This window comes from Aeromonas sp. 600724, assembly GCF_049175135.1.
In the GTDB taxonomy this organism is placed as follows: Bacteria; Pseudomonadota; Gammaproteobacteria; order Enterobacterales; family Aeromonadaceae; genus Aeromonas; species Aeromonas veronii_A.
This window is the reverse complement of record NZ_JAAKUM010000030.1, coordinates 1-17,137: the sequence shown is the minus strand read 5'-3', so window position 1 is coordinate 17,137 and position 17,137 is coordinate 1. Positions and strand designations below refer to the sequence as shown.

General features: G+C 60.6%; 14 protein-coding genes. 5 read left to right on the top strand and 9 right to left on the bottom strand.

Features of this window, described 5'->3' with window-relative positions:
- Window positions 1–46: 46 nt before the first annotated feature.
- The 3 genes from G5168_RS20360 to G5168_RS20350 all read right to left on the bottom strand — a co-directional run bounded on the left by G5168_RS20360 (window position 47) and on the right by G5168_RS20350 (window position 2,579).
- Window positions 47–586 (bottom strand): GNAT family N-acetyltransferase, encoded by a 540-nt coding sequence (locus G5168_RS20360; protein WP_421252644.1) that lies wholly within the window; start codon window positions 584–586, stop codon window positions 47–49.
- A complete protein-coding gene (locus tag G5168_RS20355; RefSeq protein WP_421252643.1) occupies window positions 583–1,821 on the bottom strand; it encodes a GGDEF domain-containing protein in 1,239 nt (412 codons plus the stop codon). The genes G5168_RS20360 and G5168_RS20355 overlap by 4 nt, the downstream gene beginning before the upstream one ends.
- Before the next feature lie 263 nt (window positions 1,822–2,084).
- The gene (locus G5168_RS20350; protein ID WP_421252642.1) at window positions 2,085–2,579 is read right to left on the bottom strand and encodes a prolyl-tRNA synthetase associated domain-containing protein; all 495 of its coding nucleotides are present in this window, start codon (window positions 2,577–2,579) and stop codon (window positions 2,085–2,087) included.
- Window positions 2,580–2,745: 166 nt separating this feature from the next.
- On the opposite strand from G5168_RS20350, the gene G5168_RS20345 reads away from it, so the two are divergent.
- Both G5168_RS20345 and G5168_RS20340 read left to right on the top strand, forming a co-directional pair.
- Complete coding sequence (locus G5168_RS20345) at window positions 2,746–5,172, top strand: DNA polymerase II (protein WP_421252641.1); 2,427 nt, start codon at window positions 2,746–2,748, stop codon at window positions 5,170–5,172.
- A 74-nt stretch (window positions 5,173–5,246) separates the two neighbouring features.
- Complete coding sequence (locus tag G5168_RS20340) at window positions 5,247–5,498, top strand: DinI family protein (protein ID WP_129503940.1); 252 nt, start codon at window positions 5,247–5,249, stop codon at window positions 5,496–5,498.
- A gap of 172 nt (window positions 5,499–5,670) precedes the next feature.
- Here the strand turns inward: G5168_RS20340 and G5168_RS20335 are convergent, their stop codons facing one another.
- The 5 genes from G5168_RS20335 to dcuC form a co-directional block, all read right to left on the bottom strand.
- Window positions 5,671–6,534 carry a DUF2927 domain-containing protein gene (locus G5168_RS20335; RefSeq protein WP_421223796.1) on the bottom strand — a complete coding sequence of 288 codons (864 nt, stop codon included), beginning with the start codon at window positions 6,532–6,534 and terminating at the stop codon, window positions 5,671–5,673.
- 26 nt (window positions 6,535–6,560) lie between these two features.
- Window positions 6,561–7,064 carry a M48 family metallopeptidase gene (locus tag G5168_RS20330; RefSeq protein WP_005333421.1) on the bottom strand — a complete coding sequence of 168 codons (504 nt, stop codon included), beginning with the start codon at window positions 7,062–7,064 and terminating at the stop codon, window positions 6,561–6,563.
- Window positions 7,065–7,208: 144 nt separating this feature from the next.
- Entirely contained in the window at window positions 7,209–8,852 is a 1,644-nt protein-coding gene (locus G5168_RS20325) for a hypothetical protein (protein ID WP_421252640.1), read from the bottom strand.
- Window positions 8,853–9,045: 193 nt separating this feature from the next.
- Window positions 9,046–10,692, bottom strand: a complete 1,647-nt coding sequence (locus G5168_RS20320; protein WP_216978863.1) for a bifunctional metallophosphatase/5'-nucleotidase — start codon at window positions 10,690–10,692, stop codon at window positions 9,046–9,048.
- A gap of 90 nt (window positions 10,693–10,782) precedes the next feature.
- A complete protein-coding gene (dcuC, locus tag G5168_RS20315) occupies window positions 10,783–12,135 on the bottom strand; it encodes an anaerobic C4-dicarboxylate transporter DcuC (protein ID WP_227342761.1) in 1,353 nt (450 codons plus the stop codon).
- Between the two features lie 195 nt (window positions 12,136–12,330).
- Here dcuC and G5168_RS20310 point away from each other — a divergent pair, with 195 nt between their 5' ends.
- Together G5168_RS20310 and G5168_RS20305 are read left to right on the top strand one after the other, a co-directional pair.
- The gene (locus G5168_RS20310; protein ID WP_227342763.1) at window positions 12,331–12,795 is read left to right on the top strand and encodes a hypothetical protein; all 465 of its coding nucleotides are present in this window, start codon (window positions 12,331–12,333) and stop codon (window positions 12,793–12,795) included.
- 183 nt (window positions 12,796–12,978) lie between these two features.
- On the top strand, window positions 12,979–13,575 hold the full coding sequence (locus G5168_RS20305) for a DUF922 domain-containing protein (RefSeq protein ID WP_227342764.1): 597 nt from the start codon (window positions 12,979–12,981) through the stop codon (window positions 13,573–13,575).
- A gap of 95 nt (window positions 13,576–13,670) precedes the next feature.
- On the opposite strand, the gene mnmC is transcribed toward G5168_RS20305, so the two are convergent.
- On the bottom strand, window positions 13,671–15,689 hold the full coding sequence (mnmC, locus tag G5168_RS20300; protein WP_227342766.1) for a bifunctional tRNA (5-methylaminomethyl-2-thiouridine)(34)-methyltransferase MnmD/FAD-dependent 5-carboxymethylaminomethyl-2-thiouridine(34) oxidoreductase MnmC: 2,019 nt from the start codon (window positions 15,687–15,689) through the stop codon (window positions 13,671–13,673).
- Window positions 15,690–15,779: 90 nt separating this feature from the next.
- On the opposite strand from mnmC, the gene fabB reads away from it, so the two are divergent.
- On the top strand, window positions 15,780–16,991 hold the full coding sequence (gene fabB / locus G5168_RS20295) for a beta-ketoacyl-ACP synthase I (protein WP_216978860.1): 1,212 nt from the start codon (window positions 15,780–15,782) through the stop codon (window positions 16,989–16,991).
- Window positions 16,992–17,137: the final 146 nt, after the last annotated feature.

Sequence of the window (17,137 nt, the reverse complement as noted above, 5' to 3'; positions counted from 1 at the left end):
TGGTGGCCGTGGTCAATGGAAAAAGAGCGCCTAGTGGTGCTCTTTTTTATTGTCTGCCGCACAGCCCTGGCCTCTTGGCCGGGGCCAGCCGGTAAAACCGGACCCAGCAGCGATCGCCAGCATGGTAGCGACGATCCAGCCATTGCCCGCCGGCGGCGGCAATGACCTTGAGCGAGGCGGGATTTGCCTCGTCACAGCTGATGAGCACGGGTTCGCTCAGAACATGGCGTTGCAGCCAGCCGAGCAGGGTGCGGGCCACCCCTTCACCGCGGCGGGAGGGGCGGGTCTCGTATCCGATGTGGCCGAGCCACTGGCGGGTTGCCTCATTGTCACCGTGACGCAGGCGCAGGGTGGCGATGATCTCCTCGCCATCGAGGGCAAAATAGGTGGTGGTCGGCAGGTATCCACTGGGCAAGTTGCGCCCTTCTGCGTGATCCAGCAGGCTCTGTAGCCAGCCGTCCGGGTCGAATTGCGCCACCTGATAGAGCGGCTGTCCGTCCTCGGCGCATTCGGTGACATAGCGATGGTAAGCCGGAGCATCTGTCAGCCTGGCCGGTCGGCACTGCAGAGCGAGCACTGCGCTCACGACAGGAGCGCGCAGGGCGGCAGTGGTTGCGGCTCGTTGTGGTGGAGCTCCTGTACGCAGGCCCGTTGCCTTCCAGCCTGTTTGGCGGCGTAAAGGGCCCGATCCGCGCGCAGGTAGGCCGCTTCAAACCCCTCGTCAGGGTGTAGCGAGGTGAGGCCGATGCTGAGGCTGATGGGGCCACCGGCCAGCGCCCGGGTCGCCTCGGCGATCTGCTGTTGCAGGCTGTGACAGTAGTCGGGCAGGGTCTGCGGGGCCGCCATCAGCAGCAGGGCCAGCTCATCGCCGCCAAGCCGACCGGCCATGCCCTCGGCAGGCAGGGTATTTGTGAGTACCCGACCCACGGCCCGCAGCATGGCATCACCGGCGGGGTGGCCGTGGCGGTCGTTGATCTGTTTGAAGTTGTCCAGATCGATCAGCAGCAGCTGGCTAGAGCTTGTCACCTCGCGGGCACGCAGGGCCACCTGGCGTTCGAAATAGTGGCGGCTGAACAGGCCGGTCAGCTCATCCTGATTGGCACGCCGCTCCAGCTTGCGCTGGGTGGCCAGCAGGGCTTGCTGTTGGCGGGTGTGGACCAGGCTCAGCAGCAGATAACTGCGGGCGATGGTAAATAGCAGGCTGAGCAGGATCACAGGCCCGAGCAGCGGGTCGGTGAAGGAGTTGGCCGCCTGCTCCGGCTGCCAGAGGTGTTTGGCGATCCGCAGTAGTTGTAACAGCAGTTGCAGGCCAAGCAGCAGAATGGCAAAGCGCAGCACCCGATAGACAGGGGCCAGCCGTTGGTAGCGCCAGAGCTGCCAGATAAGCAGCGCAATCTGCAGCGAGAGCACGCCGGAGAGCACGATGATCCGGCTATGCACATCAAAGAGGGGTTGCTGCAGGGCGGTCAGGGCAAACAGAACGAAACCGCCGAGGGTAACGGCGGGCAGCAGCCAGCCCAGTTGGTCGGCTTCACGGCGAAAGAAGTGGCGCATCCCCCGTTCATAGAGCAGGGTGGTCGACATCAACAGCAGGTTGGTGCAGAGAATATTGGCAAGGGATGCATTTCCCTCAAGGGGGCGCAGCAGCAGGCAGCAAAAAGCCCCCGCGATAACCAGTTCCCCCGCTGACCAGTAGATCAATGCCCTGATCTGGCGATGGGTGTGCCACATGGCGGCGAAAATGGTGGCGACCCCCACATGTGACAGCGTGACGAACAGCACCAGACTCAACAACTGGGCTGAGGAAAACAGACTTGGCATCAAGGGGCTCTCTGGGAAGTCACCTGTGAACGAACAGGCGATGGGGTATCGCCTGCTTGCAGTGGCCGATCACAACATGAATCCAACCTATTATCAATTGGTTAAATGGCTGAATATGCTTAACTCCGACTTCTTGCACGATGGCAACTGCTGACTCGATTTATCAGCGCACAAGGAGCTATTTTATTGTCTTGTCAGTCAATTGTGCTGCGTGAACGGTGGTTGTGTAGGTGGCAGGGTGAACCCAACCGCCTGACATCGTGCTAATCGCAGGTTGCAGCAGGCAAGCGCATGACGGTGGCCTCACGGCCCAGATGGGTCAGCAGACGGCGCACATCGTCGAGGCGGATGATCAGGGTAGCGGTGTTGACCAGCGGATGGCACTGCATCTGCTCGGCTTGCCAGATGGCCTCGTCCACCACCAGCTCTACCGCATTTTCCCTGTCGCGCACCATGGCGAGCAGGGTCACCGAGCCCGGGGTGAGGCCGAGTACCGCATCGAGCCGCTCGGGGGAGCCAAAGCTCAGCCGCTTGACGCCGAGCATGGCTGCCAGCGCCTTGAGATCGACCCGGCGCTCCTCCGGACTCACCACCAGAAACAGCCGCTCGCTTTTCGGGTCGCGTAAAAAGAGGTTCTTGGTCTTGGCGGCGTGCAGGTCGGGCAGCAGCTTGCTCGCCTCCTCACAGGTAAATACGGGGGGATGATCGACACGCTGGTAGGGGATAGCCAGCTGATCCAGCAGGGAATAGATTGCCACAAAGACTCCTTTTGTCGGCGAAGAGTGGTCAGAACGGGATGAGCGGGAATAACGACCGGATCGAGCTTACCAGTTTGACTCCCGCCTCGCAGCCAGCATGACGATTGCGAGTAGGCACTGTATGAACGTACAATAGTCCCATTCTCGGACAGCCCCTTTACGCTTCATGACTGCAACCCAGCCCACTGTACCCGCCACTCCGCCCCTCGACGGTTTTATCCTGACCCGCCACGGTCGGGACGTGCTCGGCCGCAACGGGCTGCCTGCAACCACCGAAATCGTGATGTGGCTCTGGAGCGCGCAGGGGCCGGTACGGGTGGTGGTGCCGGGGCAGGAGCCGGTGTTCTTTTTGCCGCAGAGCCATATGGCAGAAGCCGCCGAGCTGTTCAAGGGGGCCGGGGTGAGCGGGCGGTTTCGCCGCCTGCCGATGCACACCTTCGACGGTCGCCCGGTGGTGGGCTGCTATTTCGCCACCCTGAGCGCCTTTCACCGCGCCATCGAGCTGTTGCTTATTCGCGGACTTGAGCACTTCGAGGCGGATATCCGGCTGCCGGAGCGGTTTCTGATGGAGCGTTTCATCACAGCTGGCGTGCGCTTTGATGGCCGGGCGGTAAAAAAGGGGGGCAAGCAGGGCTACTGGGAGGTGAACGAGGCGCGCTGCGCGCCGCAGGCGGTGACGCCAACCCTCTCCTGGGTGTCACTGGATGTGGAGTGCGCCATGGACGGGGCCCTCTTCTCGGTCGGTCTTTACAGCGAGCAGGATGCGCGGGTCATCATGATCGGTACCTCGGGAGCGGATGCCGAGAGCTGGGGCACCCAGGTCCAGTGGGTAGAGGACGAGAGCGCCCTGCTGAGTGCGCTGGAGAGCTGGTTCAGCCTGCATGACCCCGATCTGGTGATTGGCTGGAACGTGGTTAATTTTGATTTTCGCCTGCTGCTACGCCGCGCCGAGCTTAACAAGCGGCGGCTGCGGCTCGGGCGGGGGCGCGAGCTCTGTTTCTGGCGCTCGTCACGGGGCGATCCCCAGACTGGCAACGTCATCATTCCCGGGCGCATGGTGCTCGACGGCATCGATACCCTGAAAAGCGCTACCTGGCAGTTTGCTAGCTACAGCCTGGATGCGGTGGCGAGCGAACTGCTTGGCCGTGGCAAGGATATCGAGGACGTGGCCAATCGGGGGGAGAAGATCACCGAACTGTTCCACTCCGACAAGGAGGCGCTGGCCCGCTACAACCTGGAAGATTGCAAGCTGGTGTGGGAAATCTTCGATTTCTGCCACCTCATCCCTTTTGCCATTGAACGCGCCTCCCTCACCGGCCTTGAGCTGGACAGGGTAGGGGGCTCGGTGGCGGCCTTTACCAACCTCTATCTGCCGCGGCTGCATCGTGGCGGCTACGTGGCCCCCAATCTGCCGGCCGACGGTGGGCTGGCGAGCCCCGGCGGCTATGTGATGGACTCCAAACCCGGTCTCTATCGTCACGTGCTGGTGCTCGATTTCAAGAGCCTCTATCCCAGCATCATCCGCACCTTCTGCATCGACCCCATGGGACTTATCGAGGGGTTGCAACACCCCGACCACGCCATTCCCGGCTTTCGCGGCGCTATGTTCTCCCGAACCCGCCACTTCTTGCCGGATCTCATCGCCACCCTCTGGGCGGCGAGGGACAGAGCCAAGGCCGCCAGCAACAAGGCACTCTCCCAGGCCATCAAGATCATCATGAACTCCTTCTACGGGGTGCTGGGGTCGGGGGGCTGCCGTTTCTATGATCCGCGCCTAGCCTCGTCCATTACCCTGCGTGGCCACAGCATCATGCAGCAGACCCGCGAGTGGATTGAGGCGAAGGGGTTCGAGGTGATCTATGGTGACACCGATTCCACCTTTGTCCATCTGGGGCGCGAGACCAGCCCCGATGAGGCGGACGAGATCGGCCAGCGACTGGCGCAAATGATCAACGATAACTGGGCTGCACTGATCAGGTGCGAGTTCAACCTGCCGAGCTATCTGGAGATCCAGTACGAGACCCACTATCGCCGCTTCCTGATGCCCACCATCCGCGGGCTGGAGAAGGGCAGCAAGAAGCGCTATGCGGGGCTGGTTGGCAAGGCCAGTGAAGGGAGTGAACAGCTGGTGTTCAAGGGGCTCGAATCGGTGCGCACCGACTGGACCATGCTGGCCAAGCAGTTCCAGACCCGCCTCTATGAGCTGGTGTTTCACGATGAAGATCCCAGCGGTTATGTGCGCATCATGGTCGATGAGACCCGCGCCGGTCGTCACGACGATCTGCTTATCTACCGCAAACGGCTGCGCCAGAAGCTCGAAGAGTATCAGAAGAATGTGCCGCCCCATGTGCGGGCGGCGCGGCTGGCCGATGAGGAGAACCTGCGCCGCGGTCTGCCCCAGCGCTATCAGCATCGGGGCGCCATCGCCTATCTGATGACCCTCAATGGCCCCGAGCCGCTGGAGTACCGGCGCAGCGCCATCGATTACGAGCACTATATCGACAAGCAGTTGCGGCCCATTGCCGATGCCATCCTGCCCTTTATCGGCGAGTCGTTCGACCGGATCTGTGGTCAGCAGCTGGATCTTTTCTGATTGGTGCAAGTTGGCACTTTACTTCCCATGAATACTGGATAAAAATACAGTTATAAATCATGGAGAAGTTTCCTATGCGTCTTGAAATCATCATCGACAGAAAACATCAGATCCCGACCTCGACCATGGAGGCGCTGCGTCAGGAGCTGCTCAAGCAGCTTGGCGAAAAATTTCCCGACATCCATGTGCGGGTCGCGCCGGGCAGTACCATGGCTCTGACCGTCAGCCGTGCCAGCAAGGAAGACAAAGAGCTGGCCGAAGCCATGGTGCAGGAGGTGTGGGAGAACGCCGACAGCTGGATGCCGGAAGAGAACGTCGCATCCTGATCCCCATGGTCAGTGGATAATTCTGGGCGGTGGATAAATGGGCTGCGGATAAACGGGCATGCCTGCTAATGCACTGCTGATACCCATACAACAAAAAACGCAGCCAGGTGGCTGCGTTTTTTGTTGGTGGTGAGTCGCAGTGGCTTGTCTGGCTCTGGGTTGAGCCATGCCGTTACAGTCCCGCCCAGCTTTTCAGGCTCTGCTGCTGCACCCGGCGGTTGGCTTCGCGGATCTCCCCTTTGGCGCGCAGGTCGGCCAGCGCAATGGGCAGTGCGGCGCGGATCTCGGCACTGCTCATTCCGGCTTTGAGGGCCGGGTGATAGGCCATCTTGAGCAGCACATAGTCCAGCCCGGTCAAAAAGCTGTCGATGCTGTTGTCATTGAAGATGGAGGGAAACACCTTGTCCGAGTCGTTGGGCAGACCCATCACCTGGGTGAACTCCTCCACCACGCAGTCGAGAAAACGCCCCTTGGCTCTGCTGTAGTCTACCGGAATGATGATGGTGGCACGGCTGATCTCGTGTTTCGCATTGGTTGCGAAGTTGGCAAGGCAGAGCCCCTCCTTGAGCGCCATCTTGACCGATGGATCCCCCCCCATGGTGCGGTTGGCCCAGCTCTTCATCTTGCTGTAGTCGGTCATGATCAGGGTGAGGTTGGGCTTTGCGGTCACCATGCTGATGGGGTGGCCGGTGATGCGGGCCAGATGGGCCGCCTGTACCTTCACTACGTCGGCCTGCAGCGGCTTGTCACCCGATTCGTTGATAAGTTGCAGCCGGATCGGCTGCTGCCAGCGGGCAAAACGGGTCTGCCTGGCTTCGCCATACTCCCGCTCCATGGCGATGGCCATAAAGCTCTCGACCAGATAGCTGTCGCTCTGCCAGCGCTCATCGGCCAGGGCGCTGTGGCCCGCGAGCAGAAGCAGCAGGGCCAGCAGCCCGCGTGACGCGCGGCGGGGATAGGCAGCGCAGCCCAAGTTGGCCATTACCAAAGTGGCAATAAAGCGGGTGGCACCAAAGGGGATGGCGGCAAATGACATGTTTCCTCCCTGAAACGGTTGTCAGCCTAGCGGTTGGCCTTGTCGATATCACGCCAGGTGAGCCAGAGTCTGAGATCAAACTCCAGTTGATGATAGTCGGGCTCCATGTGCTGGCAGAGCTGGTAGAAGCTCTTGTTGTGATCCTTCTCTTTGATATGGGCCAGCTCGTGCACCACGATCATTTTCAGGAACGGGGGCGGCGCCTCCTTGAACAGGGCGGCGATGCGGATCTCGTTCTTGGCCTTGAGCTTGCTGCCCTGTACCCGGCTGACGTAGGTGTGCAGGCCGAGGGCATCCTTGATCACGTTGATCTTGCCATCGAACACCACCTTTGACAGGGGCGCCGAGCTCTTGAGGTAGCGGTTCTTCAGCTCCATGGTGTAGGCAAGCAGCGCCTTGTCGCTCTGGATCTGGTGGCTTTCCGGATAGCGTTTGGCCAGCATCTCCCCCAGCTTGCCCGCCGCAATCAGCTGCTGTACCTGTGCCTTGAGGGGGTCTGGATAGCCGCCCAGATAAGTCAGTTCCGCCATGGTGTCACTCGTTACATCAAAAAGAGCGTCATTGTAGTTATCTCGGGCGGGCTTGCCTACTGCGGGCCGCCGCTGCAAGGCGATCTGGCGCAATAAAAAGGGCGGCCATTGCAACAATGGCCGCCCTGCGGGGCGTATTGACGATCAGCGTCGGCGATAGAGACCCGGATCCACCTCTTCGTAGTGGCTGGTCAGGTATTGATAAAAGGCGAGATGGGAAGGGGAGCTCGGCTTTTTCAGCTCCTCGCTCACCCGATCCGGCTTGGCGATGATGAACTTCGGGCTCTGGCGCTGGATATCGGCCAGCACCCGCTCGCGCACGTCATAGGGCGGATTGACGTTGGCAAAGAAGAGGTAGGCGGAAGCCGGCTGGCGATCGGTCCAGAGATAATATTGCGGCTGGATGCCATCGACCCAGATCTTGTCGCTCGGGACTGTCTCGGCCTTGATGCGATCAACCCGTACCTGAGCTGCCGGATTGAAAGGGCGACCTTTGAGGGTGCCTTCCCAGGCGTTGTTGATCATCAGCAGCAGCATGGCCAGCGTTGCCAGCCAGGGGGTGGCACTGCGCACATCCCAGGCGCGCCAGAGAGGGATGAGGATCAGCACCGGCAGCGCCCACAGCAGGCTGGTGCCGAGCACCTCGTTGACCCGCTCGAGGGACCACTCCTTGGTGCTCCAGCCAAAACCGAGCTGCTGGGCCAGCAGCCAGCTGGCGGTGAGCACCACCAGCGAGATGCAGAGCAGCCCGATGGCATCTGCCTGCTGTTCGCTGCGATCCAGCAATACCGCCAGCGGCAGCACTGCCAGTTGCAGATAGAGCACGTCGTAGTGATCGAACACATGGCCGGAGACCGAGTTGGCGATCAGGGTAAACAGCACCCCAAACAGGGTTGCCAGCAGGGCGGGCAGATACCACTCCTGACGGCGGCTCAGCATCAGAATGATGAAGGCGGGCAGCAGCATCACAAGGCCGGTGCGCAGCAGGCCGACGGCGCCCACCATGGGGGAGAAGCCATTGCCGTAGCTCCCTTCGAAGAAGATGTCGAAGGCGTAGTATTTGAAGGCCGCCAGCAGATCATGCTGCTGGAAGTAGGCGTAAAGCGGGCCGCCAATCAGCGCCAGCCCCAGCAGGCTGGAGATGAGCAGCAAGATGGCATCACGCCACTTCTCATGCAGACACCAGTGGCAGAACAGCACCAGATACCAGGCTCCCCAGAAGGCGCCGTTGTTGGTGCGCATCCAGGCGACGATGGCGAAGGTGAGGGCCGCCACCAGCGCCGGCCACCAGCGAAATCCCTTGTCCAGCAGCAGGGTGATGAAGGCCCACTGGGCGATGAGGGCGAGGTGGAAGGTCCAGTCCTCAGTCATGTTGCCGTAGTAGTAACGGGTGCCGTAGAGAGCCAGCACCGCCAGCATGGCGCCAAGGCGCGCCTTGAACGAGAGTCCTAGCTGGGCAAAGGCCTGCCAGCTGGCCAGCAATCCGAGCCAGCAGAGCACCCACTCCAGTGTCCAGATCCCGACAAATCCCCCCATTCGATAGCCCAGCGCGTCGAGAGCGAAGATCATCGGCCCCTTGATGTCGATCATGTCGCGATAGAGCACCCCCCCTTCGCTCCACATCTTGCCCATCACCGCGAACAGCGAGGCATCAAACCCCGGCGCCATGGCGTGGAAGAGCGGGTTGCGCAGACAGAAGAGCAGCGCCAGCAAGGCGGTCAGCAGCACAATGGCTGGCTTGATACTCGGGTTGACGCGAGGGGGAGTGAAACGGATGGAGTGATTCATGAAGTCGCCTGTTCCTGCAGCTGGTCTTGAAAGCGGGCCTATCTTGCCGAGCTAGTGAGTGCGATGCAATGGGGCAGGCCCGTGTGGGGCAAATATTCTCGAAAAAGCCCGGTTCTTGCAGGGAACCGGGCGCTGGCTGCGGCAATATTGGCCGTCAGGGGGATGTGGCGAAGCCAGCCATTCCCCCTCTGCATCAATGGATGTACTCAAGCAGGGGGGGCTGCGCTTCCAGTGTCGGCAGGTGACGGGCCCAGCGGATAAAAGCGTCGGCCAGGGTGATGCCGAGCTCCTGATTGTGCTGGGTCAGGGTGCGCGCCAGTGCGGTGTAACCCTCCTTGCCGGAGGCGGTATAGGCGCTCGACACCCCGCGATAGACCTGTGCGGCATTGACCGCTTGCCACTGGCCGGGGGCGGCTTCCCACTCCAGTCGGGTGATGCGCTGGCCCTTGGGCCGATCGGCCTGATAGGTGAATCGCACCCCCGCGGTGTAGGGGAAGCTGCCGTTGCCATTGCCGACCACGCCGTTGTTGGTGGCGTTGTCGATGGCATTCTCCAGCGCCTCCGCCAACTCGTGACCGTGCACCCGATAGAGGGTGAGGGGAATGGCAAACGGCAGCAGGCGACCGGCGATATCCGCTTCGCTCAGGGGGCCCGGCTCCAGCGAGCAGCGCACGCCGCCAGCATTGTGCAGGGCAAAGTCCACCTCGCCTACCTGTTCACGGGCAGCGGTCAGCATGGCGCGGGCCACCAGCGGGGCGAGCTGGCTGCCGTGCGGCAGGGTGGCATCCGGCAGCCGCTGATGGGGCAGTGGCGCCGCCAGTCGGGTGACGATGCGCTGGCTCATGGTTTCAATCTCAGGCCGATAGCGTTTGGCCAGATGTTTTTCAAGCTGTGCATCCGGCTCGCAGAAGGTGAGCCCGGCGGGTGGGGTGGAGGCAAATGGCCAGGGCTGCCAGGGGAGCCACTCCAGCTGCCCCTGACTCTGCACGACGCGGCCCGCCTCATCGAAGGTGAGCTCGCAGACACCGAGGCAGAGGGCGCTGTGGCCAGCGTGCAAAATAGCCACCCCGTTGTTCATCAGCGGATAACTGCCTTCGCTTGGCAGACCCAGCGGCGCGAGATCGCCGAGCAGGCTATGGGTATGGCCGCCGATGATGAGGCTGAGCTCGGGGAAGCGCTCGGCCAGCAGCTTGTCCTGATCCAGCCCGAGGTGGCTCAGCAGCACGATATGCTGGATCCCTTCGCGCTTGATCTCCTGCAACACCCTGGTGAGGGTGTCGGCGACCGCGTGGAAACGGGTGTGGGGATCCGGGTTGGCGATGGCAGCCATCTGGGCGAGGGTGATGCCGAGCAGCGCAAAGGGAACCCCGTCGATCATCTGACGATGCCAGGGCTGATGGGCGTCGTAGAGATGGGGAATATCCCACAGCCCAAGCGGCGTGTCGGCAGGCTCCTGACTGTTATCCAGATTGGCGGCCAGCACCGGAAAATCGAGCTGGCGCAAGAACTCCACCAGCGGGCCGTTGCCCAGATCGAACTCATGGTTGCCAAGTACCATGGCATCGGGGGCCAGCATGGCGAGCAGGTCGGCGTTGGCGCGCCCTTTGAAGCGGTTGAAATAGAGCGAGCCCTGAAAGGAGTCGCCACCGTGCAGAAACAGAAAACGCTGGCCGGCAGCTGCGGCTTTTGCACGCAGTTGGGTCAGTCGGGTCAGGATCCGGGCATAACCGCCGCACTGGGTGCGCCACTGGCCTTCACCGATAGGGGAGAAGCTCATGGGCGCGCCATCGAAGTGGGAGTGGCAATCACTGAAATGGGCAAGTTGAACCGTAATACTCATCTCGGTCCTCCTTAGGGGAAAATGAGCACCGAGTCTACTGCAAAGGAGGGGGAGGATACCAGCCCGGCAGGGTGCCGGGCTGGTCAGCGATCAGGCGGGTACCATGATCTGGGTGGCGACGATCACCACCAGCAGGCCGACGGCGACCGGCATACTGGTGCGCTTGACCACCTCGAACGGCGAGAGCTTGCCCATCCCGGCACAGGCGACCACCACCCCGGAGACCGGAGAAATGGTGCGACCCAGGTTGGAGGCTTGCAGCATCGGGATCACCAGATAGGCCGGGTTGATGCCAAGGCTGCTGGCCAGGTTGGGGATCAACTCCACGAAGGCGTAGAAGGGGGCATTACCCGAGCCGGTGGTGAAGGCGGCCAGGGTGGTGATCACCACCAGTGACAGCATCATGATCAGACCACCCGAACCGAGATCCTGCGCGTGAGCCAGCAGGGTGTCGATAAAGCCGACGGTCATCAGACCCTGGGCGAAGACACCGGCACCGACCAGCAGCATGACCACACCGGCAAAGGCATCAGCCATGTTGCGCCAACAGACCTGCAGACCGTCCAGCAGCTCCTTGCCATTGCGGATCCGCACCAGCTCCAGCAGGCTGGCCAGCACCATGCACATGACGATGATGGTGACGATATCCAGCTGCGGACCCCATTTGCCGTCAAACACCAGCACTCCGATGATGGGGGTAAAGGGCAGGATGGCGTAAAAGGCAGGCGCAGTCGTCACCAGATCACCCGGGGCGACCGGCTCGTTGTGCTCACCGGATTTTTGATCAAGGTAGCGCTGCCAGAAGAAGTGGGTCACCGCCATGCAGGCGATCGCCACCAGCGAGATGGGCAGGGTCAGCTTGAAGGCAAAATCCAGCAGCGGCATGTTGGCGGCCTGAGCAGCCATCACCACGTCCCCTGAGGTCGGTGCCAGAATGATAGCGGCTGGCGAGGCGCACACGGCCGCAGCCGCGCCACGGGAGATCCCCATGTTGACCATCAGCGGGAACAGGGTGGCCATCAGCAGCACGCCGAGGCCGGTAGCGGAGCTCACCGCCAGCGACATGGCGCAGGCCACCAGATAGGCAGCCACAAGCAGGATATAGGGGGACTTGATGATGCCGAGCGGTTTGCTGGCCAGCTTGACCAGAATGGTGTTGGCGCCGATATGGCTCATGTAGCCGGCAAAGCCGCACAGCACCATGATCAGCATCCCCAGTCCACCGCCACGATCATTGAGCAGGAAGCGGACGTATTCGAAGATATCGGTTGCGATATAACCGGTGCTGACCACTTTGCTCGGCAGTACCGGCTTGCCCATCATGGCGGTGATGACCAGTAGCAGCAAGCCGCCGCTCAGCAGCACCCCGGTCGCGGAGTATCCTTTGAAAATGGCACGGCCCACCACCAGGGTGACCAGGGTGCCAACGATGAGTTCCAGCATATGTTGCCTTCTGATTGGATGAGAGTGGAGGGAGTCTATTCCGATAGGGGTAGAGTGGCGACTGGAAACAGGATGTTGTGTGAGCTAAATCAACGTTTAACCCCGTGAACAGAATTAAAGAAAGGTAAAGGTACTTTACCCAGCGGGTTTGGCTACCTACCCTTGCCAGCCTTGGTTGTCTTTTGAGGCTTTTATATGGCGATTGGTGATTTTTCAGGCATTAAACGCTCCCTTTTTCTGCTTGCGATGCTATTTTCACCTACTTGCGTGTTTGCAGTAACCAATGACGGTTTTCATCAAACCGGTCCTCATCAGGCGGTCGCCATGCGGCGTCTCATGGCTCCTCACTCTTACGGCGTACTGGTGGTTGCCGAGGGGAACAGACCCCGTTTTGCCGCGCTGGCATCCAAAACCACCGAAGCAAACTGCCTGGCCCGTCATGCCATCCGGGTAGATGGGGTCGCGCTGCTGGTCACCCCGAGATTTTATGCCAAAGAGGGAAAACGGGGACTTTGCGAGCTGTGGCTCAATGAGGGGGCAGATCAGGACTTTTTTGCCAACCGTCTTAAAAATGATCATTTCATTCAGATAGATGGTCATGACATCAATGTGAAAAACTATCACCTCGACTGGCAGCGCATCAGTCGTCCTGCTCAATAAAAATACAGTTTCATCCTTGTGCCATACTTTGCTCACGCAACCTGTGAGCTTGCTCTGATTTCTGGGCTCATCATTGTATTGCGCCGCCTCTTGGTCACACATAGGCTATACCCGTCATCTGTGTGGCGGTGGGTTTCACCAAGGTTGGTACTCCGCCCGTGCAATCAAGGAAGGTAGTCTGGCATGGTCAGCAAGGTTTATGGAGTAGTGGGGAGCGTGCTATTGCTGTTGCCCCTGATGAGTCAGGCTCAGCCGAGCCGGCCGCAAGTGGTGCCAGAGTCCCGCATCAATGTCCGTTTTTATGAGGTAAGTGCTGCCCAGCCAGATCAACTGGCACGCGCCATTGCTCAGAGTGCCCCCAAGGTGAATGGCAAGCCTGTTCTCGGCAAGGCGAGTTATAAGGTGGACTGGCAGCTGGATACCGAGCAGTTGCCGGGACGCTGCCAGCTCAAACGGGTTACGGTAACGACTCATGCCACCGTATTGTTGCCCCGCTGGCGTCAGAGTTCGGAGGGGAGTGACCCTGCTCGCCAACGCTGGGGGCGGCTGCTCTCCAGCATGTTTGACTATGAATCCCGTTTCAAAGAGATGGTGCTGCAAGGCGGAAATCAGGTGGGCGGGGCGATTGCGGCACTACCAGGCCATGCAGATTGCCAGGCATTGCGCTATGCCGCCTGGGCTGCGGGCAGTGGCGAATTGAACAAGGTTAAGGCAAGGGTAGACGATTTCCAGCGTCAGACTGGTTACGGCGAGCAGCTGGGTGTGCACTGGCCCAAGTGAGCGCTATCTCAAGACGCAATATCCAGCATCGCACGATTTGATAAATAGAATGGCCGCCCGATGAGCGGCCATTCTATTTGTTTGCAGAGTCCGGTTTAGACCAGAGCTTTGCCCTTGAGCAGTTTACGTACCCAATAACGGGCAGGGTGGAGCGCCTCCAGCAGATCGGCAGCCAGCGGCAGGGGATCGCCGCAGATCTCGCTGGCGAGCAGCTCGCCACAGAGCGGCGCCGAGCAGAGACCCCGTGAGCCGAGCGCTCCCAGCACATAGAGGCCGGGGTGAAGAGGCAGCGGCTGGGCGTTGTGCAGATCATGCTGCAGATGCGCATAGTGATCCTCTAGGCCTGCCAATCTGACGATTGACCCCACCACTGGCAGGTGATCCCGACTGGCACAACGCACCCCTACGCGCGCCTCATTGCCGCTCACATCCACTTCGGCGGGCCAGGCTTGCTGTGGCAGGCAGGCTTGCAACCGCGCTTGATTCTGCGCCTGATCCTCGGCACGAAACTCGAGACTGCTCTGGTTGCGGCCATAACTGGCGCCGATGCAGTGCTGCTCGTTGTGCATCGGGGTGAGGTAGCCATCATAACAGAGCACAGTCTTGAGCTGACGCAAGCTGGCCGTGGTCGGCACATGGCTCACCTGACCGCGCACCGGATAGAGCGGTAGCTCAGCAAAGGGGAGCAGCGCGGGCAACTGGTGACCGGCGGCGACCACCAGATTGGGGGCCTGCCAGTGGCGGCCGTCCTGGCTCTCTATGTGCCAAGCATCTGTCTGCTCGGCAATGGCAACCACCTCGGTGTTGAACACCACCTCAAGCAGGCCGCTGGCTTGCGCCTCATTCAGGGCGGCTCGGGTGAGATCGGCCGGACAGAGCCAGCCTCCCAGCGGATAACTGACGCCGCTGTGGCCGCAGGGCAGGCCGACTACTTGTTCTACTTCCGCTGTCGATAGAGGTTGCATCAGTTCGGACGGGAAGGGGCCCTGACTCATCTTGGCCAGCTTGGCTGCCGATTTGTCGTCATAACCGAGCTGGGTTACCCCGCACAGTGCAAAAGCGATGGGGTGGCGTTCGGCCAACGCCAGCAGCCGTTGGCGGGCATAGCCAAAGGCGAGGGAATAGAAGCGCGACAGGGCATCGTGCTCGCCGTTAAGCAGTGGATAGAGGGCCCCTTGGCGGTTGCCCGAGGCGCCGGTGGCCGGTTCGCCATCTGCACACAGCAACGTCACCTTGCGACCCCGCTCCACCAGAGAGAGCGCCGTCATGGCCGAGGCGATGCCGCCGCCGATGATCACTACCTCGCCAGCGCGTCCGGCAGGACGGGCATACCAGGGGACTATGGTTTGCTGCGGCTGCTTGTCGGTGCGATCCCCCACCAGCATCTCCCGCTTGCTACCGTGCCCTTTCACCTTCTTCATGGCAAAGCCCGCTGCAATCAGGCCGCGGCGCACGAAGCCGGCACAGGTAAAGGTGGCGATGGAGCAATCGGGACGGGCGAGGCGCGCGAGACCGTCAAACAGCTCCTGTGTCCACATTTCCGGGTTTTTGGCCGGGGAGAAACCATCCAGATACCAGGCATCCACCAGCCCCTCTGCCCGGTGCGGTACCAGCGGCAGCATATCCTTGATGTCGCCAAACCAGAGATCGAGGCGAATGCGGCCGCCCGCAAAATGCAGGCGGTGGCAACCGGAGACCGGCAGCGGCCATTGGGCGATAAGATCCTGACTCAAGTGGCCAAGTTCAGGCCAGGCAGCCAGCGCTTTGCGCAGATCGTCCCGGGTCAGGGGGTATTTCTCGAAACTGATGAAGTGCAGACGGGAGCCGTTGCCGGATTGAGGCGCCTGTTCCAGGAAGGCTTGCATTGTCGCCAGAAAGTTAAGGCCTGTGCCGAAACCTGTTTCACCTATCACGAAACTGTCACTATCGTGGTGCGAAAATCGCGCAGGCAGCCGGTTTTGCTGCAAAAAGACGTAGCGGGTTTCACCTAGACCGTTATCATTGGAAAAGTACACATCCCCGAAGTCACTGGAGACAGGAGTTCCCGCTTCATTCCAGTCCAATCGGGCATGATGTAAGGATGTTTGACTCACGTTTTCCTCGGCTCGCGTCACAAAATCGCGGGCATTCTACGTGAAAGCAGACCAGTTTGGCAGCCGAAAGCGGGTAGACTTGGCGCCAGTTTTTCCAGACGAGATGAATTAATGAGAAGAGCAGTGATCACCGGTATCGGCGTCATCTCCAGTATCGGCAACAACAAGGAAGAAGTGCTGGCCTCCCTGAAAGCAGGTAAATCCGGCATCACCTATTCCGAGCAGTTCGAGCAGCACAATCTGCGCAGCCGTGTCTGGGGTAACATCAAACTCGATCCGTCTGAACTGATCGACCGTAAAGTCATGCGTTTCATGGGCGACGCTGCGGCCTACGCCTATCTCTCCATGCAGCAGGCCATTGAAGATGCCGGTCTGGCGGAAGATCAGGTCTCCAACGAGCGTACCGGCCTGGTGGTCGGTTCAGGTGGTGCCTCCGGCAAGAACACTTCGGAATCTGTGGACATCGCCCGCGAGAAAGGGGTCAAGCGTGTGGGCCCTTACATGGTGCCGCGCACTATGTCCTCCACAACCTCTGCTTGCCTGGCGACCCCGTTCCAGATCAAGGGTGTCAACTACTCCATCAGTTCAGCTTGCGCCACCTCTGCTCACTGCATCGGTCACGCGCTTGAGCTGATCCAGCTTGGCAAACAGGATGTGGTCTTCGCCGGTGGCGGTGAAGAGCTGGACTGGTCCTCTACCATCCAGTTTGACGCCATGGGGGCCCTCTCCACCAAGTACAACGACATGCCGGAAAAAGCCTCCCGTACCTATGATGCGAATCGCGATGGTTTCGTTATCTCCGGTGGCGGCGGCATCCTAGTGATCGAAGAGCTGGAACATGCGCTGGCCCGTGGTGCTCACATCTATGCCGAGCTGACCGGTTACGGTGCTACCTCCGATGGCTATGACATGGTCGCGCCGAGCGGCGAAGGCGCGGTGCGTTGCATGAAGATGGCAATGCAGGGGGTTGGCAAGGTTGATTACATCAACACCCACGGTACCTCCACCCCGGTTGGCGATACCAAGGAGCTGGAAGCCATCCAGACTCTGTTTGGTGCCAACGGTCCCAAGATCTCTGCCACCAAGGCGATGACCGGCCATGCGCTCGGCGCTGCCGGCGTGCACGAGGCTGTCTACTCACTGCTGATGATGGAGCACGGCTTTATCGCTCCCAGCATCAACATCGAGACTCTGGACGAGAAGGCCGAAGGTCTGCCCATCGTGCGCGAGTACGAAGAGGCCGAGCTCAACACCGTCATGTCCAACAGCTTCGGCTTTGGCGGTACCAACGCCTCCCTGGTGTTCAGCAAGTTCAAAGCATGATTATCCGGTTGATATGAAAAAAGCGCCTCAGGGCGCTTTTTTTGTTTCCGTGATCTGCCATCACTCATTGCAGAGCAGAGCAGAGCAGAGCAGAGCAGAGCAGAGCAGAGCAGAGCAGAGCAGAGCAGAGCAGAGCAGAGCAGAGC